This window comes from Rufibacter ruber (assembly GCF_001647275.1).
GTDB lineage: Bacteria > Bacteroidota > Bacteroidia > Cytophagales > Hymenobacteraceae > Nibribacter > Nibribacter ruber_C.
In genome coordinates this window covers 1-20,420 of record NZ_LRMM01000002.1, presented here as the reverse complement: position 1 = coordinate 20,420, position 20,420 = coordinate 1, and the positions used below count along the sequence as shown (strand labels likewise).

Sequence of the window (20,420 nt, the reverse complement as noted above, 5' to 3'; positions counted from 1 at the left end):
TGATTTTTGCATTGCTTCAATTATTTGAGGGAAGTTTAGAAAAGACAAGGTTACAAAAGCTATTATTCTTATTGACTCAGAAGCAGTTGAAAAAGGAATATGATTTCATTCCTTATAAATTCGGCTGTTTTTCATTTTCTGTCCAGGCTGACTTAGTGGCGATGATAAGGAAAGGGATGCTTGCGGAAGATGGAGCAACATTAGTAAAGAATGACAAAGTTGAATACTATAATCAGTTGAAGGAAAGTGATAAGAAATTACTGCTTGAAGTCAAAGCTTTATATGGGAAGATGGGGAGTCAGGCTCTCATAAAGCATACCTACATAAATTATCCTTACTTCGCTATAAACAGTGAGATAATAACCGAAATACTCTCTCAGGAAGAAGCATGCCGTGTTTCTGACGCCAAACCGACCAACAATACCACTGCCCTTTTTACCATTGGATACGAAGGCATTTCTTTGGAAGAGTACCTAAATAAGCTTATAAAAAATGATGTGGCGGTTTTAGTTGATGTGCGCAAAAATCCATTGAGCCAGAAGTTTGGGTTCTCTAAAACTCAATTGGGTAATTACTGCGGGAGTTTGGGTATCAAGTATGTCCATATACCAGAAGTAGGTATTGATTCAAACCAAAGGCAGGATTTAAATACCCAAGCAGACTACGATAAATTATTTGCCGAATACAAAAGCAAAAATTTAATGGAAAGTGTATTAAGTCAAGAAAAAATATTAAATTTAGTTATAGAATTTAAAAGAGTCGGATTGACTTGCTTTGAAGCTGATATATGCCAATGTCACCGGAAGCCTCTGGCAGAGGCAGTAGCAAGACTACCTGATTTTCCATTGGAAATCAAACACATTTGATAAATGGCTAAAACTAAAGTCTTGATAACGGTTAAAACATATCCTGCTATTTCAAGCAAGTATGATGAATTAGTTTGTACTGCCGGTTTCCGAGAAGATGGAACCTGGATAAGAATTTTCCCGATCCAGTTCCGTCAAAAGAACTATGAGCAACAGTATCAGAAATACCAGTGGATAGAAATAGACCTGGTTAAAAATGAGAGTGATTTCAGACCTGAAAGTTACAGACCTGTTTCTCATGAGACCGAAATAAAGATATTGGGGAAAATAGAGCCGGATGGTGGTGTTTGGAAAGAGCGCAGAAAATATGCTTTGAACAAAGTGTATTACAATCTAACAGATTTGATAGCCGAATCAAAGGATAAAGGAATCTGTACATCCCTTGCCGTATTTAAGCCAACCAAAGTTCTTGATTTCAAGGTTGATGACGTTGATCGTGAGTGGAGCCGAGAAAAGTTAGCTAGGTTACAGCAATTGAACCTCTTTGAAGTTACATCTTCCGGCAAGAAAGAAGTAGTCCGGAAGTTACCCTATAAATTCTCTTACCGGTTTGTTGATGATGCGGGTAAGGAGAGCACCCTGATGATAGAGGATTGGGAAATTGGTCAACTATACTGGAATTGCTTGGCACGGCACGAAGGGAATGAAGCAAGAGCAATAGAAGATGTTCGTAAAAAGTATATGGACAATTTTGCAAATACGAAGGACTTGCACCTATTCTTGGGTACTACCCAAATCCACCACTATGTATCCCACAATCCCTTCGTCATAATTGGGACATTCCATCCAAGCCATGTAAAACAACTAAGCTTTTTCGATTAATTCAAAAGATTAGAAATTGAAGTAGTAACCTGCTGTCTTGAATATTATTCGATAATTAGTCAGCTGCCTGATCTTAAATACAAAGTAATACATCTTGAAGAGAACAATATTAGCGTTAGTGATTCTAGTATGTATAGTCGGTTTTTTCTTTTATAGACCAATCTGGGTGTCTTCAATGTTAGACTTAGTAGATAAACGGGAGAAAGTAATCTACCTTACTACAATGGGTAATGTCTCAGAAAAAGCGGCAATGGCTGCTAAACATGAAATAGAAAGTTTCTACAGGCTAAATGTTGAGATAATAGATAAAACTAACCTGCCAAAGGGTGCATTTTGTGAAGTAAGAAAAAGGTATGTGGCTAAGTCTCTACTCAATCATCTGAAAGGAAAAAACATTGCCGGTTCTGCTGGTAAGAATTATAAAATTATTTCATTAACAAATAAAGATATTGAAACAGAAGATGGTTCAAAGCACTGGGGTATTATGGGGCTTGGTAAGCTTGGTGGTGATCAGTCTGTGGTGTCTTACTTCCGTATGAATGATTGTAAAAAAAGGTTTGACAAAGTTGTTTTACATGAGGTGGGGCATATGTTGGCGATTGATCATTGCTCTTCCAAAGATTCAAAATGCTTTATGAAGGATGCAAAGGGGAAAGGTTCTAATGTTGACCGAACTCTGAAACATCTCTGTACTGATTGTAAAAGAAACCAAGCGTTTTATTAATTGAGCACATTAGCTTATTCAACCCAATAATGGCACTTTACAAAAAGTTAAAGATTGTAAAATTTGCCCTGTATTTGGTGATTAAAGATATAATGTGGTGAATTTTCGTGGTGAATAGGAATAAAAAAACCGCTAACTCATTGAGAATTAGCGGTTTTTATTGTAAAATGGTGGTCGCGTAGGGAGTCGAACCCCAAACCTTCTGATTCGTAGTCAGATGCTCTATCCAGTTGAGCTACGTGACCAGTTATTTAGTGATGCAAAAGTAGCAGCTTTCTCCTTTATACGCAAGTATTGGGGCAAAGATTTTTAAGAAAATTCTGAAAGTTGTGGCACAACCGCTGTAAATCAGAAGGTTTGGGGCTCGCCTCCCTATGCGACCACGCCGGCTAATCACTTGAAAGCATTTCCTTCACACCCTGCATCGGAGCGCTAGCGACCATAAGCCCCCGCTGTTTTGGGCCTACTTTCACGAAAACAGCCCAGAAACGGAGATAAGAGCTTGAAGACAAACCGCGTAGTAAACGGAGCTGCTTTTCTAGTTCGCCCCCCTGGATTCTTCCAGAAGGGCAAAAGGGGGGGAGTTGGCCCAAAAGACCAAGCGGAAGGACCCTGACCCAAACGGAAAAGCAAAGATGAATGCCTAAGCAGACTTCGCCAGCGCCTTTTTAAACGCCCGGTTCAGCAGCACGTACAGCCCCCCGAAGGAAATCACCACCAGCCCGCCCATCAGGAGTTTTCCGCTGGTGCCTGCGTTGGGGTTTTGCAGCAGCGCCAGCAAATCCTGGGCCTGCGTGCCCACCCAGAAAAAGAACAGCGTGCGCGGCAGCATGCCCACCATGCTGGCCACCAGAAACCGCATTCGGGGTACCCGCACCAGAGACAGCACAAAGGTCATGAACGCGAAGGGCAGCACCGGCGATATACGGGTCAGGATAATCAGGCTCCAGCTCTGGCTCCGGAGCTCGTCCCGGATTCCCTCGGCCTTGGGGAACTGGTGCAGCAGGCGTTCCAGCTTGCCCTGGTCAATGAGCCGGGCCATCTGGTAACCAATCAAAGAAGCCGCGCCGTAGGCGATGACCACGCCCGGAAAACCTTCCCAACCCACGAAGAAGCCCGTAGCCAAGGCCACAAACGTGGTAGGCGTGAGCGCGAAGGCCATGGTGAGCGAGATGAGCAGGTAGTAGAGCAGCATCTGCTCGGGGGTGAGGGAGTGCATGAGCTCCTGGTTGCGGTAGAGCAAGAACCCCAGGCCCGAGCTCACCACCACCGGCACCACCACCAGCAGCAGAGAGTAAATGAGCGTTCCGGAGTTCTGTTGCAGGAGTTTCTTCCACATAGGCAGGCCCAATATCGGGTGTTTTTCCCAAAGTACGGCTAAACGGGCACAAAGGCTGCGGCGGGCGGCCTTGCAAAAGGAACGGTAATTTCTCTAACTTGCGCCAAGACTACCGTATAAGAAAGGATGAAATTCGGAACTAAAACTATACACGCGGGCGTGGCGCCAGACCCAACCACCGGTGCCATCATGACCCCCATTTACCAGACCAGCACTTACGTACAGCGTTCGCCCGGCGACCACAACGGCTACGAGTACAGCCGCACGCACAACCCCACCCGCACGGCCCTGCAAAACGCCATTGCCGCCCTGGAGAACGGCAAACACGGGCTTTGCTTCGCCTCGGGCATGGCCGCTACCGACTGCATCATCAAGATGCTGAAACCCGGCGACGAGGTCATCTCCACCAACGACCTGTACGGCGGCACCTACCGCATCTTTACCAAGGTGTTCCAGGACTACGGCATCAAGTTCACGTTTGTGTCTATGGCCGATATCAGCAGTATTGAGCAGTATGTAACGGAGAATACCAAAATGGTGTGGGTAGAAACGCCTACCAATCCGCTGTTGAACATTATTGACATCAAAGGCGCCGCCGACATCTGCAAAAAGCACAACCTCACGCTGGTGGTAGACAACACCTTCAGCACGCCGTACCTACAGACCCCGTTGGACTTGGGCGCTGACATTGTCATGCACTCGCTCACCAAGTACATGGCCGGTCACTCAGACGTGGTGATGGGCGCAATTGTGGTGAAAGAAGACGCGCTGGCTGAGAAGCTGGCCTTTTTACAGAACGCCTGCGGCGGAACCCCCGGTCCGCAGGACTGCTTTTTGGTATTACGCGGCCTGAAAACCCTGCACGTGCGCATGCAGCGCCACTGTGAGAACGGCCGCAAAATTGCCGAATACCTGAAACAGCACCCCAAAGTAGAGAAAGTCTTCTGGCCCGGCTTTGAGAGCCACCCCAACCACCAGATTGCCAAAGACCAGATGCGCGACTTCGGGGGCATGATTTCGTTTGTCTTGAAAGGCGACAAGCAGGAAGACGCCATACAGGTACTGGAGAAACTCCATTATTTCGCCCTGGCCGAATCTCTGGGCGGCGTAGAATCGCTCTGCGGCCACCCCGCCACCATGACCCACGCCAGCATTCCGCAGGTAGAGCGCCTCAAAGGCGGCTTGTCAGATTCCCTGATTCGGTTGAGTGTTGGTATTGAAGACGTGGAAGACCTCATTGCAGACCTGGAGCAGGCGATAGGTTAGTTTCAATGAGTGATGGTGTGAAGGAGTAAATAGATTCACCTTGATACAAAATGAGCCTGTCTGGTTGTGAAGCCGGGCAGGCTCTTTTGCGTTTTCGGGCTGTTTTGGCCAAACGCGAAAAAAAACGCAAACTGCCATGTTCCTTCTCCCGCTGGGAGAAGGGTAGGATGAGGGTGGCTCAAGTTATGAGAAGCAGGATTTTCAGGGTTGGGGTAGCTGTTGGCGCAGACGCTCGCAGGTCCTCCGGACGCTACGAGGTCTTTATGAGCGGGCGGTGTTGCAGATGGTTGAATACTGGAACTGGCGCGAGACTGAAGTCTCGTGCCAAACGATGGGTCGAGTCTCCAGACTCGACGGGGAGTCGCGGGGAGTTCAGCTATGCGTGAGACCCACCCCTCCGAGGAGGTGTGTATCAGCAATGCGTGAACAGCCGGTGTCAACATCCCCCTTCGCCCCCTTCACAGGGGGAGTATCGGCATTTGTAATAGGGAGAGGGCTGCCACAGAATAGAAGAAGCATTAAAACCTTCCCCCCAGATTCCAGTAAGAGAGAGAACTTACCAAACCCCAAACCACATGGCAACCGGAAAATCATTTGACGACGTATTTGATACCAAAGAGAAAAAGCTGGCCTTCTTCCAGAACCTGGTGCTGGTGGCCATAGCCGATAGAAATATTGAAGAGGAGGAGAGCGACTTCCTGGTCACCATTGGCCAGCAGCTCAACCTGTCAGAGGAAGACACCCGCGCCATTGGCGACAACGTGACCAACCTCACCTTCACCATCCCGGAAGAGGGGCTGCAGAAAACCCTGGAACTGCAGACGCTGGTGCAGATGATGATGCAGGACGGGCACATGGCCAGGCGGGAGTACAACCTGTGCCTGCACTACGCCAACCAGATTGGCTACGGCAAAGACGTGCTGCAAGACATGATTGACCAGTTCAGCAACGGGCAGGAAGCCTAACCCGTTTTCGCCTGTTTTCCAGAAAACAGGCCGAAAACGCACGGCCCTTGTAACCAGGCGGGAAGCAATGCCTGCGGTACAACCTTCTAAAATACCATTACGTTCTTAAGCATGCAGCCATCTGTGGTTTTCAGGGTGGTAAAAATTCAATCTGTACGTTTAAACTACGAACTTGGAAAGGAGTAGGAACCATGGTATTAGCCAACTGCCGTGCCCAATTCACCGCCACCGATTTTGATTTTGTGGCGCGGGTCTTATCCCGCCAGGGCAGCCGTATCTCTCTCATAGAACTGCTCAGCGACCCCGAGTGCCGCGACGAGATGCTGGACAATGACGCCCTCACCCGGGCGCTTCTCTCCCGTGAAGGGCAGGTGCAGGTGTCGCAGCAGCTGTATTTCTACATCTTAGCCCGTACCGTGCTCAGGCGCCAGGGCATTGAAGACCGCGAACTGGCCGATTATATTGGCGCTTTGCTCCTGAAGTTCTCCAAAACCCGGCAACTGCAATCCCCCCATGAGAAACTGCCGCACCAGTTCAATTATATTGTAGAGATGCTGGAGGCGCTGGCCACCGCCTCGGCCGCCGAAGCGTTTTTGATACGTGTTCACATAGGCAACTACGCCTTGTTCCTGTCTGGCATGTTCCATGCCTGGGTTGAACGGCGGCAGCAGCGCGGCGCACCAGATTTCTCTTTCTATGAAGACATAGGCCGCACCAGCTTCAAAACCGCCGCCCACCACAAACTGGCCTACCAGCTGGAACTGGCCCAGGTGTACCATCAACTCGCTGACGGTTTCCGGCACGCCCGCCTGGCCTTGAATGAGCTGGCCCGGCGGGTCTGGAACCCAGATGCCGAGCCGCCGGTGGCGTGGTAGCAGGATTTCTGTTTTGGGGCTGTTTTTCAGAAAACAGCCCCAAAACAGAAATAAATTACTCTATTTCAAAGACCACGTGGCAGGTGCCCTTGAATCTGAGCAGTTCAAGGGTGATTTTAAAGCCTTCGCCGCCAAACCCCTTGCCGTACAAACCCATGTTCACTTCCTGCTGCGCGTACACCTCGCGGTCTTCGGTCTCCAGGGTACGGTAATTGGCTACCTCCAGCACCGCACCTCTTTTGGCGTTGCTGGCCTGGCAGAGCTGGTCGGCGGCCTTGGTGGCATCTGCCAGGGCCAGCGCACTGGCTTCGCGGCGCAGGCTGTCTGCTTTAGTGTGCGAATAGCTGATGTTCTGGATACGGTTGATTCTGAGGGTGAGCAGCTCCTCCATAAACGCCTCCAGCTTCTTGAGGTCAGAGATTTTAACTGTGATAGACTGGGCCGAGTTATACCCCAGAAACTTCTGCTTCCCGTTGGCATACTCATAGTCTTTGTTCGCAGAAATGCTGCTCACCCTAACGTCTTCTGGCGCGTTGGTGAATTTCTTGGCCAGCGCCATCACCTCATTGGTCACCACCAGCACTTCTTTCACAGCGTCTTTCATGCGGTCTTTGGTGAACGAAGACTCCACTGAGATCTCGGCATAATCTGGGTAAGAAGTGACGCTACCGTGCCCCAGCACTTTCACCTGTTTTTTCTCAACGGCCGCCGGCGGGTTGCACGCAGTTAAGAGGGGGATTGCCAGCAAATACAGGACCGCCAACTTCATTTTTAAGCGGGAGAACGTAGAAGAGAAGACATTCATAGTGAATAAGATAACAGGTGTACGTTATTGAAATGCTATATAGAAGAATTCTTATTGAAGTTAACTCTCTTTTTGGCAACTTTAGTATGTGCTGCTTTCGGCGATAGCCGAAGAATGATTATCTTGAAGTCCGCTGCCGGGGTGGCTTTAAATTTAAGCGTGTATGAAAAGGTTCCTTTCTTTATGGGTTATCTGTTTTTTGGTGTTTCTGCTGCCCGCCCGGGCACAGTCAAAGCGAACCCAGCAAGAGAACAAAGTAGCCGCCGCCGTAGATCAGTTCAAAGCCGCCCTTATTTCTGGGGAAAGGGCCGCGCTGGAGGCCTTGGTGACCGATAAACTGAGCTACGGCCACTCCAGCGGTAAAATTGAGGACAAAACCACCTTCGTGGAGACCCTGGCCAGCGGGAAATCAGATTTTGTAACCGTTGAACTGACCAACCAGACCATTCAGGTTTCTGGCAAGACAGCCATTGTGCGGCACCAGCTCTCCGCCACCACCAATGACAGCGGAAACCCGGGCACGGTGAAACTGGGCGTGCTGCTGGTGTGGCAGAAGCAAGGCGGACATTGGAAACTGCTGGCCCGGCAGGCGTATAAAATATAACGGCGTTCTTTCTGTTTCTGGCCTGTTTTCCAGAAAACAGGCCGAAAACACAATGTCTAACCTGCCAGCAACCTAACCTGTATGCGGAGAACCTATCTTATTTACCTCAACCTGTTCTTTTTCCTACTTATCAGGTTGGTCTTTTCTGAGGACATTGCGGTTTCAGTGATTCCAGGTTGGCATACGGTCATTCTTCCGCCGTACGCTTTAGTAAGTGTTTTTGCGCACTTCTGGCTGTTGGTTTTAGCGGGCACCTATTATTTTTTAGAGAGAAAAGGGAAGCTCTTGTCTTATAGGAATGTTTTCCTGCACTGTTTTCTAACACTCCCTTTGCTTCTTTATCTGCATGTGCCAATTGATATTTCTCATGCCTTAGAGAACGTCTTTCCTGTACTGACCCTCTTGTTTTTGCTAGGCCAACTACTTTTTATCGGGTTCATTTTTTCAGCTCTATCTAACAAGAAACCACAGCGCGTGATTTAAAAGGGGAGAATCAAGGTATAGAAAACAAAAACGCAGCTAGTGCAGCTGGCGTTTTTGGCTTGTTTTCAGGAAAACAGCCCCAAAACAGGAAATTGTAGTTACAGGGCGGCCAAGGTAAACGGCAACGTCTGCACATCCCGTGAATTTCCGCCCACCATTACTTTGAAATCACCGGGCTCAGTGCCAAATGTCATGTCCTGGCGCCAGAAGGAGAGGTCTTCTTTGGTGAGGGTGAAGGTGATGGTTTTGGTTTCACCGGGGGCGAAGGCCAGTTTCTGGAACTTCTTGAGCTGTTTCACGGGGCGGGCGGTGCTGCCCACCAGGTCCTGGATGTACAGCTGCACCACCTCTTCGCCGGCTACCTTCCCGGCATTGGTCACGTCTACGCTCACCACCAAAGGTTCATTGCCTGAGATGCTGCTTTTGTTCAACCTGGGTTTGCCGTAGCTGAAATTGGTGTAGCTCAAGCCGTACCCAAAGGGGTAGAGCGGCGTGTTGGGCACATCGCGGTAGCGGGATTTGTACACGCGCTCGCTGCCGGGTTCAGAGTGGTCACTCTCATACATACGGCCGGTGTTCTTGTAGTTGTAATACAGCGGCAGCTGCCCCACGTGGCGCGGGAAAGAAAGCGGCAGTTTGCCGGCCGGGTTGTACTCGCCGTATAATACGCTGGCCGCTGCGTTTCCGGCTTCTGAACCCAGGGACCAGGTGGCCAGAATGGCCGGAATGTTCTGGTCCAGCCAGCTCAGTTCCAACGCGCGGCCGCTGCTCACAAGTGCCACTATCGGCTTGCCGGTTTTATGGATTTCCTTCACCAGGTCCAGCTGCACGCCAGGGAGGCCAATGTCAGCGCGCGAGGCGCCTTCCCCGTTCATCACGGCACTTTCGCCTATGGCCATAATCACCACATCTGCGTTACGGGCGGCGGCTACGGCCTCCTGGAAGAGGGAGGTGGAGTTGCTGTAGAGTTCACAGCCCTGGGCATACGTCACCTCAGCGCCTTTGGCGTACTTCCTGATTCCTTCCAGGAACGTGACCGGGTGCTGCTCCTCCCCGAAGAATGACCAGGTACCGTTCATGTCGGCTTTGTTGTTGGCCAGCGGACCAATCACCGCAATCTTCTTCACATTAGCGGTGAGCGGTAGCACGTTGCCCTGGTTCTTGAGCAGCACAATTGATTTGCGGGCCATGTCAAAGGCAGCGGCCAGATTCTCTTTGCTGCGTATCTCATTTTTCTCCCGTTTGGTGCTGGAGTACAGGTACGGGTTGTCAAACAGGCCCAGTTTGAACTTGAGCCACAGCACGCGGCGCACTGATTCATTCAGGATTTTCTCGTCAAACTTACCGCTGCGCACCAGTTCAGGGATGAATTTCAGGTAGGCTTCACCCATCATGTCTACATCGGTGCCGGCTTTCAGGGCCTGCTCGGCGGCTTGGGCATGGTCTTTGGAGTAGCCGTGGTTCACCATTTCGGTGATGTTCTGCCAGTCTGAGATCACTGCGCCTTGAAAGCCCCATTCCTTGCGCAGAATCTGCTGCATGGTAAACATATTGCCCGTGGCCGGAATGCCATTCAACTCATTGAAGGCAGACATCAAGGTGGCAGAACCGGCGTCTAAGGCGCCTTGAACGGCGGAAGGTACACATCGCGCAGCAGGTACTCAGACATGTCTGTGGTGTTGTAATCACGCCCGGCTTCGGCGGCGCCGTATGCCACAAAATGTTTCACGCAGGCCGCCATGGTGCGCGGGTCAGACAGGTCTTTGCCCTGAAAGCCTTTTACGCGGGCGGCGGCAATGAGAGAACCCAGATACGGGTCTTCCCCGGCGCCTTCGGCGGTGCGGCCCCAGCGCGAATCACGGGCAATGTCTACCATGGGCGCAAAGGTGAGGTTAATCCCCCCCGCGGTTGATTCAATGGCGGCTACGCGTGAACCCATCTCAATGGCAGCCAGGTCCCAGCTGGCAGATTCGCCCAGCGGAATAGGGAACACTGTTTTAAAGCCGTGAATGATATCAGCCCCAATGAGTAAGGGAATTCCCAGTCGGGACTCCTTTACGGCAATTTTTTGCAGTTTACCAATATAGTCAGCGCCGTGAATGTTAAAGATGCCCGTGATGGAACCTTTCCTGATGGCCTCATTGAACCGGTCAGATTCTGAGGTGCGCACGGTGGGGCCGGTGTTAAAGAGGTCGCCTACCACAAAGTTGAGCTGTCCTACTTTTTCTTCCAGCGTCATCTTGGCCAAAAGGTCTTCTATGCGCTTTTCAGTAGGTACCTTCTGGTTCTTCTGCCCGAAGGAGGTAAAGGGGACAAGATAACTTAGAAGCAAAAGGAGAGGGATTGCAGTCCTTTTCATAGGGAAAGAGTTAGTTGTGAGGCTGTACATTCCCGCCCACACCGCCGTGCGGAGGGTAAGTTTCTTTGTCTCAGCTTAAGTGAATGAAATAATTTGAGGTGGGGAATCTGGAGATTCTAAACAGGTTTACTTGGTGGAAGAGCCAACGTTTTTAGGGACAGAGGAACTACCCGCCGCTTGTTTTGAGGCTTTTACGTGTAAGGTCTTTTGGTACGTTTGGCCATTCAAGGTCATCTGCACCCGTACGGGTCCCGAGGCTTTTCCCCAGTTTACCTGTATTTCAGGCGTGCCTTGCCCTTTCACTATGGTTGCGCCAGCCGGAAGAACCCATTTATAAGAAGCATCTGTCACTTTACTGGCGGTGAAGGTGGCCTTCTTTGACATAGGGTTGAGCTGAGAAGGCCCAGAAAGAGATAACTCTTTAAAGTTCTGGTACACCCGTACGTAGTCTACTTCATATCTGGCTCTGGTCAGGGCCGGATCTACTCCGTTTTTCTTGCCGTCGGTTTCCAGAGACGCTTCGCTGCCCAGGTTTCCGCCAATGGCCAGATTGATGATGAGGAAGAAGTCATCCTTGAAAGGCCAGGTGCTCGCATCTTGAACCGCTGGTGCATAGGTGTAGAAAAGCTTGTCATCTACGTAAAACTTGATGTCCTGCTCGGTCCATTCCATGGCATACAGGTGAAAAGCCGAAGTGGCATCTGGTACCATGGTGGCGTCTAAATTGACCGTATTGCCGTGGCTGGCTGGGGTGTGCAGGACAGATTGTACCCGCCCCAGTTGTCTCCCCACATGTTCCATCACGTCAATTTCGCCGCAGGCTGGCCAGCCTTTGGTGGTAATGCTCTCCCCCAGCAACCAGAGGGCGGGCCACGTGCCTACCCCCGTTGGGAGTTTGGCTCTAAATTCAGCCCGGCCGTATGTAAAACCGTATTTCCCCTGGGTTTTCACGCGGGCGGAGGTCCATTTCCCGTCTTTTTTAAGCGCTTCAATCACCAGATGGCCATTCTCCTGCCGTACGTTCTCAGGGGCATTGGTGTAATGCTGCAGTTCCTGATTTCCCCAGCCGTTGTTCTTACTGCCCAGGTCATAGGTCCATTTAGTTGCATCCAAGGTTCCTTTCCCGTTGAACTCATCTGCCCATACCAGTTCATTGAAGCGCGGCGTCTGGGCCACGGCCACCCCACTGGACATGGCAAGCCCCAGGCAAAACGCCACGTAACGTTTAAATTTCATTTTATTTTAGTTTTGAAGTACCAGGCGGGAGGTGAACGCTTGTCTTACTGAAGGCCTCATTCCCCGTAGTTGGTTGAGTTAGGAATGCTTCATCCTTAATATGCCTACACCTGTGGGTTTCAGTTAGTAGAGACTTCTACCTGCTTAGCCTTCTGCCTGTTGTTTCAATGTTGTTTGTCTTAGAAAAAGCAGTTTCTGCAGGAGCAGTAGCGTTACCCGCTGCTCCTGCAGAAACTGCTTTAGTAGTATCAATAGCCAGGGTTTTGTGATAAACCAGCTATTCTGATGTCTGCCCCAGGAATAGGTAACAGGTTGTGCTTGTTGGCTTGATACCCTAAGGGTCCAAGTTCTTGGGTAGCCAGTCCCCAACGTACCAAGTCCTGATAGCGGAAGCCTTCAAAGGCAAGCTCCAGATATCTTTCTCTCACAATGGCGTTGAAAAGATCAGTACCAGTAGGGAATATTTCAGGCAACTCAGATCTCTCCCTTACGTCATTTAGATATTCCTGCGCCTTGCCCGCATTTCCCGCGCGGTAGTATGCTTCTGCCGCCATTAATAAAACGTCTGCATACCGTATCATACGCCAGTTGGTACCATAGTTAAGTTCGGCGGCATCACCATCTGTGGTTGACGTTTGGGATAAATAGGTGCCGTACTTACGCTGAAAATAGCCCTCATACTCATAGGCGTTAGGGTTTGTCCAGTTGCCGCCTTTTGCTTTTAGTTCAGCTTCAGACATAACGGTCACCTCTCTTCTTTTTACATCACCGGCTGCGGTGAAAGCCTGGTACAGCTTTGCCTTGGGGGAGTTGAACCCCCAACCCCCTATGAGTGAATCAGAAGGGGCTTTCACATAGAAGTCACTTCTTGGCCCCATTAACTGGAGGTGAATGTTACTTTCTGGTCTACTGTCCCAGGGAAAGTTGCCCCAGTTGTATCTCTCTATAGAGGAGAAGGAAATTTCAAATAAGGATTCTTTCCCAAACTCACCTTTTTTAGAGAATACTATTCCAACAGAAGATTCCAGACCGTATTCCTTAGAAGATATCACATTTTCAAACTGCGTAGCGGCATCATTCCATTTTTCCTGGAACAGGAATACTTTCCCAAGTAAGGCTTGTGCCGTTCCCTTAGACGCTCTGAACTTGTCTGCGGCAGAATAACCGCTTTTAAGGGGCAGGTCGGTAATGGCTTCCTGTAAATCTTTCTCAATTTGAGCATAGACTTCGGCTTTGGGGGCGCGGGGAGTGCTGGTCCATTGCTCCGCCGGTACCTCATCTAACACCAGGGGTACGTCTCCCCAAAGCGTTACCAATTCAAAATAATTAAAGGCTCTTAAGAATTTAGCTTCGGCAATAAGCCTTTTGCGTAAAGCATTTTCAGGTGGAACGTTCTTGACTACTTTGTTGGCTCTGAAAACGGCACGGTACGTGAGATCCCACGCTGCCTTTACGGCCGCATTTTCACTGTCAAAGTTGAAATCATCTAAGGTTTGGTAGGCCGGCTGGTCACCTGAACCGCTGCCGGCGGCATTGCTTTCATCTGAGGGCATTAGCTTTACCATGTAAATACTGCTCCATGCGGTATTATAATGGGCCTGCATGATGTCATAAATGGCGGTAGTGGCCTGTAGCGCATCTGAGTCTGTTTTATAAAACCCTTCTTCAGATAACTTTCCTGGAACCGGTTGATCAAGAAAGTCTTCACAGCCAGTAGCTCCGGTTAAGAGGACAAAACTTAACAGCGCGTATTTTATATAATTCTTTGTCATGAGGATTCTACTTAGAAGTTGAAGTTTAGACCAAACATTGCCAATCTGGGTACAGGGTAGGTACCACGGTCAATGCCTAAGCTGTTGGCATTGTTACTGCCCGCCTCTGGGTCCAGGCCTGGGTAGTCTGTGAAAGTGAAGTAGTTGTCAAGCGATACATAGACTCTGGCATTCTTGATCTTTAATCTGCTGGTTACAGTGCTTGGTAATGTATAGCCAACCTGTAATTGGCGTAAGCGTGCATAAGAGCCATCAAAAACCATTAGATCGCTGTTGTAGATTTTATCATTGTCAGTGTTTGCTCTGAACCAGGTTTGGGTACTGCCTTCTCCGGTCCAGCGGTCTTCAAAGAAGAAAGCCGGTTTGTTAGCGGTAGGGCGGTCAACGCGGTTAAAGCCCATCAGGATCTCATTGCCAAATTGCCCTTGTAAGAAGGCAAGTAGGTCAAAACCTTTATAAGCAAGGTTGACACGAACACCAAATACCATATCTGGATGTGGGCTACCTATCATTGTATGATCTGCCGGTGAGATTTGGTTGTCGCCGTTTACGTCTACCACCCTTGGGTCGCCGGGTACCGGAACATACCCTTTCAGGCCGCCTGCCAGATATTCATCAACTTGCTGCTTGTTTTGTAAGATGCCGTCTGTTTTGTAGCCGCGCAGGTACCAGATGGGGTATCCCTCCTGAAACACCGTTGCATTGTAGCCGGTACCAATACCTGCGCCCGGGATTTCCTTTACAAGCGGATTGAGATAGGTGACTTCGTTTTTAACTGTTGTTAAGTTACCCGCAATTTCATACTGGAAGGCCTTTTGGGCATCACTGCGGTAAGCTAACTCAAATTCCCACCCTCTGTTCCGCACATTTCCGCCATTGACGTCTCCCGCAGGGTTGCCGGCAAAACCTGGTGCCTGACCTGGGGTTAGCAATCCTTGGGTTTCTTTATTGTAATAATCAACCGTAAAAGACACTCGGTTGTTGAACAAGCCTACATCAAAACCAAAGTCCAGCTGCTCACTTGTTTCCCACATTAGGTTGCGGTTTGAGATGATATCTGGTGAAGCAGCTACTAAATAGTTGCCAGCCGCATCTAAATACTTACCAGATGGCGTAATGGCCGCAAACCATTGGCCAGGATTTACAGCAGATGTAGAACCATTTTGTCCCCAGCTAGAGCGGAGCTTCAGGTGATTGATTTTAGTGTCTGGAAAGAAGTCTTCATTAGAAACTACCCAGCCTAAAGACACTGAAGGATAATTACCCCATTTTTTTCCAGCTGCAAATCTAGATGAACCATCTCTTCTGAAAGAGGCATTCAAGAGGTACTTACCAGCGTAGTCATAAGAGACTCTACCAAAGAAAGAGCCTAAAGTACTAACTGATGTATTGCTTCCAATTTTATCATTATCATCTGGCGTGCCTTCTGCATAAGAGAAATCATCACTCTCCCTGAACAGACCTGCATAACTCCCTCCAACAAAATTCCATGTGCTTTTGATGGCAGAGGTACCTGCCAATACCGTGAAGTTGTGCTGCCCTATGTTCTTAGTGTAGGTAGCAAAGTTTTCCCACTGCCAGGTAAACCAGTTGTTTTGGTTGTCAGAGCCACTTGCTACAGTATTTTTACTTTCGCTAGAGTACCAGAAAGTAGGGGTCCAGGCGTGGTCCTTTTGAAAAGCACCATCAATACCAAAACGTGAGGTGAATTTCAAGCCTGCAATTGGCTCCACATCAGCATAGATGTTTCCAACAAATTTATTTTGAACAGAGTTACCATGAGTAGAGGCAATCCTAGCTAAAGGGTTGCCATATTCTCCCCTGATAAAATTAGAGAGGCCGTAGTAGTTACCGTTGGCTCCCCGCACCAAAGGGTGGCCTTCAGCTATGGCAGCTTGTACGTGGGCGGGTAATGCACCTGTGTAAATGACGGGCGTAATAGGGTCTAGGGAAAGAGCGCTGGTTACCAGACCGCCAAACTCATCATTCTCAGCCAACGCACTTCTGTTAAAGTTTGAATAAGAAAAACGCTCCCCAATGTTGAGCCAGGACTTAATCTTGTGGTCTGTGTTTACTCTAAAGGTATATCGTTCAAACTGTGACTTGTCACCGCCTATTACCCCTTCCTGGGTGAAATAGCTGCCGCCTACCAGAATGCTGGACTTTTCTGTGCCTCCGCTAAAGTTGATGGTGTGGCGTTGCTGTGGAGCGGTTTGGAAAACTTCATCAAACCAGTCAGTGCCTTCTCCTACGCCCGCTATATCAGCAACCGTAGGTCTGCCATTTGCCTTTGCTTCTTCCAGGTATTGCTGGTATTGTGGCGCAGTCATCATAGGCATTAGCTTGCCTACTGACTGTACCCCATACTGAAAGCTGTAGTTGATGTCTGAGGAGTTGGTTTTGCCTGTCTTGGTAGTAATGATGACTACCCCGTTCGCGCCTTCAGATCCATAAATGGCGGCAGAGGCCGCATCTTTGAGAACCTCAATTGAGGCTATTTCTGAAGGGTCCAGATACTCAATTCCGCCGGTTCTCACCCCGTCTACTATATAAAGGGGCTCTGAAGATTTGTTTGATCCTGTGCCCCGTACTCTAATGCGCATGCCGCTGCCAGGTGAGCCAGAAGCTGGTAAAACAGTCACGCCAGCGGTACGCCCTTGCAAAGCCTGATCAATCCTGCTGGAGGAAACGGTGGCTATCTCTTCAGCTTTTACAGAAGAAATAGCGCCGGTCACCAGGCTTTTTTGTTGCGTACCGTACCCAATAACCACTACTTCCTCTAAAGCTCTCTGGTCTTCCTGTAAAGAGACATTGATAGTGGTTCGCCCGTTAATAGGGATCTCCTGATTTGTAAATCCAATGTAGCTAACGACTAACGTTGTGGCATTGGCAGGAGCTTGTATTTGGAAATTGCCGTTCACATCTGATGATGCTCCAACGGTGGTCCCCTTTACAATTATGCTCACACCTGGCAAAGGCTCAGAACCTTTAGCCGAGGTCACCCTGCCTGAAATTGTAGTCTGGGCAAGTGCAACTCCACAGAAATGCAGGAGTAGAAAAATGAGTAGTTTTTGCTTCATAGATTGAATTTTTGTTAAGTGGTGCATGGTTTTGTGGGAGCCAAATACGGATTTGTTAATTCAATCTCCTAAAAAACCAATACATCAATACTACATCAGCCCTGCTGAGGTACTACATCAGTACTACTACAAAGACAGTGAAAGAGCGTCTGGTAGGCTGTAAATGAAGTTTTTGTAAAAAATTATCTTAAAAATCACTTTTTATCAAATACGTCACTACATTTAAGATAGAAAATAGCAATGTCGTATTTAAGATGGTAGTGAAGAGACAATTTTATTACTCTGTTTTAGCCCTCTGTTGCCTGCTTTGCACTACTACGCTTCAGGCACAGCACTACTTCTTTGGTAACCCAGTGATCAGAAACTTTAAGCCGGAAGAGTTCAAAGGAGGAATCCAGAGTTGGGGAATTGTGCAGGATGATAGAGAGATTCTCTACGTTGCCAACAACTTTGGGCTACTTGAATTTGACGGAGCAACCTGGCATTTGTATCCTGTGAAAACTGGTACTAAGGTTAGGTATGTACATGTAGGGCGTGAAGGGCGGGTCTATATAGGCAGCCAGGGCGATTTTGGATATTTTATGCCCAATAAGGCGGGGGAGCTTAGCTACCATTCGTTGGCTGACAGCCTCCCGGGCAACTACCGCAATTTTGATGAGGTATGGCGCATCTATGAGCAGGCTGGCCATATCTATTTTTTTACGGTCAAGTATATCTACCAATACACCCCAGGTAAGCCTATGCAGGTAATCAGTACAAGGCTGCCGCAGGAGTTTTCTTTTCAGGTAAATAAAAACATTTATACACAGGCCTGGGGGAAAGGCCTCTATCAATTAGAAAATAACAAGCTGAAGCTTTTGCCCGGAGGTGATTTTTTTGCTCAGAAGAAAATTGCCTCTGTCTTGCCCTTTGATAAGAATCACCTGCTGATTCTGACCATTAGGCAAGGTATATATCTCTATGATGGGCAGCAGGTGCGCCCTTTTGCGGTAGAAGATGAAGAGTTCTTTCAAGACATGATCATCAACCAGGCCATTCTTCTTAGAGACGGCAACTTTGCTTTGGGTACGCAAAACAAAGGGTTGATTATAATGGACAACCGGGGCAAGGTCATTCTCACTTCCTCTGTACGGGATGGTCTGCTTGATAATACAATCCACACCCTTTACCAGGACACCCAGGACAACGTTTGGCTGGGATTGAACAACGGGTTGTCAATGGTAGAGCTGAGTTCTCCCTTTAGCAGACTAGATAGAACCTTAGGGCTCTCTGGAACGGGGTATGCCGCCTTGCAGCAAGGGAATCAGCTGTTTCTGGGTACTAACAGTGGCTTGTATGTCTCAGATCTCAATACACCTAAAAAGAGTTTCAAACCTATACCTAACAGTACAGGCCAGGTTTACCATTTAAACCAAATAAACGGGCAAGTGCTCATGGCCCACCATAATGGGCGTTTGTGATCCAGAATAACATAGCCAGGTTGATCTATCCGCAAGGCGGGGCCTGGGATTTTGTAGCGGTCCCCAATCAACCAGACAAGCTCCTCTTTGGGTCTTACGTTGGAATCAACTTATTATCTTCTTCGCCAGAAGGGTTACAGTTTTTGCAGCAGTTTAAAGGGCTGGAGGAGTCTTCACGTGTCTTGGAGTTTGACAAAGACGGGGAGCTGTGGATGGCACACGGCTATAAAGGACTTTTCCGTATCAAATTTGATGCAGACCTGCAGAAGATCTCCTCGGTGCAATTCTATAACTCTAAGAGCGGTTTCCCCTCAGATCAACTCATTAATATGGAAGAAATTAACAACGAGTTGATTTTTCCAGCCCTGCGCGGGATATACAGGTTCAACAAGGCAAAGAATAAGTTTGAACTAGATAAAGCTTATTCTGCTTTGTTCGGCCCAGAGGAACATGTAGTGGAGATGGAGCAGGATATTCATGGCAGTATCTATTTCATATCTAATGAAAGGGTAGGTAAAATAACTTTTGACAAATTTGGGAAACCAAGTATTGAAGATAAGCTCTTTAAAAATATTAAAGAGCAACTGAATGATGACCTGAGCTACATACAAGTTCTTGACCTCAACAATGTAATATTTGGAGCCAAAGACGGGTTTATTCATTACAACGCTGCCAAAACTAAACGTTTAGCCCCGTATTATACCCGCCTGGCACATGTGATAAGCACCTCTGCTGAGGAAGACTCTCTGTTGCTGACAGGCAGAAAGTTAGACATGGCCACTGATACTGAGCTTCCGTTTGCGTTGAACTCACTCAGGTTTGTGTACGCTGCCTCTTATTTTGAACAATTTGAGAAAACCCAGTACCAGTATTACCTGGAAAACTTTGATACAGGCTGGTCCGGGTGGACCAACAAAACCGAAAAAGAGTACACCAACCTGCCAGAGGGCACCTATATCTTTAGAGTAAGGGCTAAGAACGTGTATGATACCGTGAGTGAGGCGAAGCCTTTCAAGTTTACCGTCAAGCCTCCCTTCTACCGTAGCCCCTTCGCTTTTACCATTTATACTTTGTTGGGAATAGTGGTGGTGGGGTCAGTATTCTTTCAGGTAGACAGAAGGTTTAAGAAAGAGAAGCGGCGGTTGATTCTGGACAAGGAGCGCAAGTTGGGGCAAAAGGAAATGGAGATCAGGGAAATCACAAACCAAAGTGAGCAGGAAATTGACCGTCTGCGTGATGAGAAGCTACAGGCTGAGATAGACCATAAAAACCGGGAGCTCACCTATTCAACGCTGCACCTGATCAACAAGAACGAGTTGCTCAACAGCGTGAAGCTGGAGCTGCAGAGCATACTCAAAAACGGAGGGTCTGCCGCGCCGCAGGAGGAGCTGAAAAAGATCATCAGGAGCATTGACCAGAACATTATCAGTGAGGTAGACTGGAAACAGTTTGAAGTGCATTTTAACCACGTGCACGGTGATTTCATTCACCGCCTGCAGGACCAGTTCCCCAGCCTCACGCCGCAGGAAATTAAACTTAGTACTTATCTTCGGCTTAATCTCACAACCAAAGACATTGCCCAGCTGCTGAACATCTCAGTGCGCGGGGTAGAGATTAGCCGCTACCGCCTGCGCAAACGCCTGAACCTTGACCGGGCAGATAATCTCACTGATTTTATGCTCAAATTCTAGAAGCTGTCTCATAACCGCGATATCACCAATGTGCCCTTTTTCTGTGTGTTGTGTAAGCGTTTTAAACGTGAAA

General features: G+C 48.5%; 16 protein-coding genes, 1 tRNA gene and 1 pseudogene. 10 read left to right on the top strand and 8 right to left on the bottom strand.

Annotation, left to right across the window (positions count from 1 at the left end; translation table 11 throughout):
* The first annotated feature begins 11 nt into the window (after positions 1-11).
* The 3 genes from A8O25_RS01060 to A8O25_RS01050 all read left to right on the top strand — a co-directional run bounded on the left by A8O25_RS01060 (position 12) and on the right by A8O25_RS01050 (position 2,412).
* Entirely contained in the window at positions 12-866 is an 855-nt protein-coding gene (locus A8O25_RS01060) for a DUF488 domain-containing protein (protein WP_241498904.1), read from the top strand.
* Between the two features lie 3 nt (positions 867-869).
* On the top strand, positions 870-1,688 hold the full coding sequence (locus A8O25_RS01055) for a hypothetical protein (protein WP_066829601.1): 819 nt from the start codon (positions 870-872) through the stop codon (positions 1,686-1,688).
* A gap of 175 nt (positions 1,689-1,863) precedes the next feature.
* Positions 1,864-2,412 (top strand): hypothetical protein, encoded by a 549-nt coding sequence (locus A8O25_RS01050; RefSeq protein WP_066829600.1) that lies wholly within the window; start codon positions 1,864-1,866, stop codon positions 2,410-2,412.
* Between the two features lie 168 nt (positions 2,413-2,580).
* On the opposite strand, the gene A8O25_RS01045 is transcribed toward A8O25_RS01050, so the two are convergent.
* Together A8O25_RS01045 and A8O25_RS01040 are read right to left on the bottom strand one after the other, a co-directional pair.
* Positions 2,581-2,657: transfer RNA gene (locus A8O25_RS01045), tRNA-Arg, on the bottom strand.
* Positions 2,658-3,055: 398 nt separating this feature from the next.
* The gene (locus A8O25_RS01040; RefSeq protein WP_241498903.1) at positions 3,056-3,751 is read right to left on the bottom strand and encodes a TVP38/TMEM64 family protein; all 696 of its coding nucleotides are present in this window, start codon (positions 3,749-3,751) and stop codon (positions 3,056-3,058) included.
* A gap of 126 nt (positions 3,752-3,877) precedes the next feature.
* Here A8O25_RS01040 and A8O25_RS01035 point away from each other — a divergent pair, with 126 nt between their 5' ends.
* The 3 genes from A8O25_RS01035 to A8O25_RS01025 all read left to right on the top strand — a co-directional run bounded on the left by A8O25_RS01035 (position 3,878) and on the right by A8O25_RS01025 (position 6,857).
* A complete protein-coding gene (locus tag A8O25_RS01035) occupies positions 3,878-5,017 on the top strand; it encodes a cystathionine gamma-synthase (protein ID WP_066829595.1) in 1,140 nt (379 codons plus the stop codon).
* Between the two features lie 575 nt (positions 5,018-5,592).
* Positions 5,593-5,982, top strand: coding sequence for a hypothetical protein (locus A8O25_RS01030; RefSeq protein ID WP_066829593.1), 390 nt, complete (start codon positions 5,593-5,595; stop codon positions 5,980-5,982).
* 191 nt (positions 5,983-6,173) lie between these two features.
* A complete protein-coding gene (locus tag A8O25_RS01025; protein WP_066829591.1) occupies positions 6,174-6,857 on the top strand; it encodes a hypothetical protein in 684 nt (227 codons plus the stop codon).
* A gap of 55 nt (positions 6,858-6,912) precedes the next feature.
* Here the strand turns inward: A8O25_RS01025 and A8O25_RS01020 are convergent, their stop codons facing one another.
* Positions 6,913-7,662, bottom strand: coding sequence for an SIMPL domain-containing protein (locus tag A8O25_RS01020; protein ID WP_066829585.1), 750 nt, complete (start codon positions 7,660-7,662; stop codon positions 6,913-6,915).
* A gap of 163 nt (positions 7,663-7,825) precedes the next feature.
* On the opposite strand from A8O25_RS01020, the gene A8O25_RS01015 reads away from it, so the two are divergent.
* Both A8O25_RS01015 and A8O25_RS01010 read left to right on the top strand, forming a co-directional pair.
* A complete protein-coding gene (locus A8O25_RS01015) occupies positions 7,826-8,266 on the top strand; it encodes a nuclear transport factor 2 family protein (RefSeq protein WP_066829584.1) in 441 nt (146 codons plus the stop codon).
* Between the two features lie 81 nt (positions 8,267-8,347).
* Positions 8,348-8,749, top strand: coding sequence for a hypothetical protein (locus A8O25_RS01010; protein ID WP_066829583.1), 402 nt, complete (start codon positions 8,348-8,350; stop codon positions 8,747-8,749).
* 98 nt (positions 8,750-8,847) lie between these two features.
* On the opposite strand, the gene A8O25_RS23665 is transcribed toward A8O25_RS01010, so the two are convergent.
* The 5 genes and pseudogenes from A8O25_RS23665 to A8O25_RS00990 form a co-directional block, all read right to left on the bottom strand.
* Complete coding sequence (locus A8O25_RS23665) at positions 8,848-9,939, bottom strand: glycoside hydrolase family 3 C-terminal domain-containing protein (protein ID WP_241498908.1); 1,092 nt, start codon at positions 9,937-9,939, stop codon at positions 8,848-8,850.
* 168 nt (positions 9,940-10,107) lie between these two features.
* Positions 10,108-10,988, bottom strand: a pseudogene (locus tag A8O25_RS23660) (glycoside hydrolase family 3 N-terminal domain-containing protein); the annotation flags it as partial.
* Positions 10,989-11,234: 246 nt separating this feature from the next.
* Positions 11,235-12,344, bottom strand: coding sequence for a family 16 glycosylhydrolase (locus A8O25_RS01000; protein WP_066829582.1), 1,110 nt, complete (start codon positions 12,342-12,344; stop codon positions 11,235-11,237).
* A gap of 248 nt (positions 12,345-12,592) precedes the next feature.
* The gene (locus A8O25_RS00995) at positions 12,593-14,116 is read right to left on the bottom strand and encodes a RagB/SusD family nutrient uptake outer membrane protein (RefSeq protein WP_082893376.1); all 1,524 of its coding nucleotides are present in this window, start codon (positions 14,114-14,116) and stop codon (positions 12,593-12,595) included.
* 11 nt (positions 14,117-14,127) lie between these two features.
* Positions 14,128-17,196, bottom strand: a complete 3,069-nt coding sequence (locus A8O25_RS00990; protein ID WP_066829581.1) for a SusC/RagA family TonB-linked outer membrane protein — start codon at positions 17,194-17,196, stop codon at positions 14,128-14,130.
* Positions 17,197-17,549: 353 nt separating this feature from the next.
* Here A8O25_RS00990 and A8O25_RS00985 point away from each other — a divergent pair, with 353 nt between their 5' ends.
* Positions 17,550-18,656, top strand: coding sequence for a two-component regulator propeller domain-containing protein (locus A8O25_RS00985; protein ID WP_161947673.1), 1,107 nt, complete (start codon positions 17,550-17,552; stop codon positions 18,654-18,656).
* Entirely contained in the window at positions 18,653-20,347 is a 1,695-nt protein-coding gene (locus tag A8O25_RS00980; RefSeq protein ID WP_153042540.1) for a helix-turn-helix and ligand-binding sensor domain-containing protein, read from the top strand. The genes A8O25_RS00985 and A8O25_RS00980 overlap by 4 nt, the downstream gene beginning before the upstream one ends.
* Positions 20,348-20,420 lie beyond the last annotated feature (73 nt).

Excerpts from the sequence above, each read along its gene's own strand:
- A8O25_RS01055 (WP_066829601.1), top strand. The coding sequence starts at position 870 with ATGGCTAAAACTAAAGTCTTGATAACGGTTAAAACATATCCTGCTATT.
- A8O25_RS01050 (WP_066829600.1), top strand. The coding sequence starts at position 1,864 with ATGTTAGACTTAGTAGATAAACGGGAGAAAGTAATCTACCTTACTACA.
- A8O25_RS01040 (WP_241498903.1), bottom strand. The coding sequence starts at position 3,751 with ATGTGGAAGAAACTCCTGCAACAGAACTCCGGAACGCTCATTTACTCT.
- A8O25_RS01035 (WP_066829595.1), top strand. The coding sequence starts at position 3,878 with ATGAAATTCGGAACTAAAACTATACACGCGGGCGTGGCGCCAGACCCA.
- A8O25_RS01030 (WP_066829593.1), top strand. The coding sequence starts at position 5,593 with ATGGCAACCGGAAAATCATTTGACGACGTATTTGATACCAAAGAGAAA.
- A8O25_RS01025 (WP_066829591.1), top strand. The coding sequence starts at position 6,174 with ATGGTATTAGCCAACTGCCGTGCCCAATTCACCGCCACCGATTTTGAT.
- A8O25_RS01020 (WP_066829585.1), bottom strand. The coding sequence starts at position 7,662 with ATGAATGTCTTCTCTTCTACGTTCTCCCGCTTAAAAATGAAGTTGGCG.
- A8O25_RS01015 (WP_066829584.1), top strand. The coding sequence starts at position 7,826 with ATGAAAAGGTTCCTTTCTTTATGGGTTATCTGTTTTTTGGTGTTTCTG.
- A8O25_RS01010 (WP_066829583.1), top strand. The coding sequence starts at position 8,348 with ATGCGGAGAACCTATCTTATTTACCTCAACCTGTTCTTTTTCCTACTT.
- A8O25_RS23665 (WP_241498908.1), bottom strand. The coding sequence starts at position 9,939 with ATGGCCCGCAAATCAATTGTGCTGCTCAAGAACCAGGGCAACGTGCTA.
- A8O25_RS01000 (WP_066829582.1), bottom strand. The coding sequence starts at position 12,344 with ATGAAATTTAAACGTTACGTGGCGTTTTGCCTGGGGCTTGCCATGTCC.
- A8O25_RS00995 (WP_082893376.1), bottom strand. The coding sequence starts at position 14,116 with ATGACAAAGAATTATATAAAATACGCGCTGTTAAGTTTTGTCCTCTTA.
- A8O25_RS00990 (WP_066829581.1), bottom strand. The coding sequence starts at position 17,196 with ATGAAGCAAAAACTACTCATTTTTCTACTCCTGCATTTCTGTGGAGTT.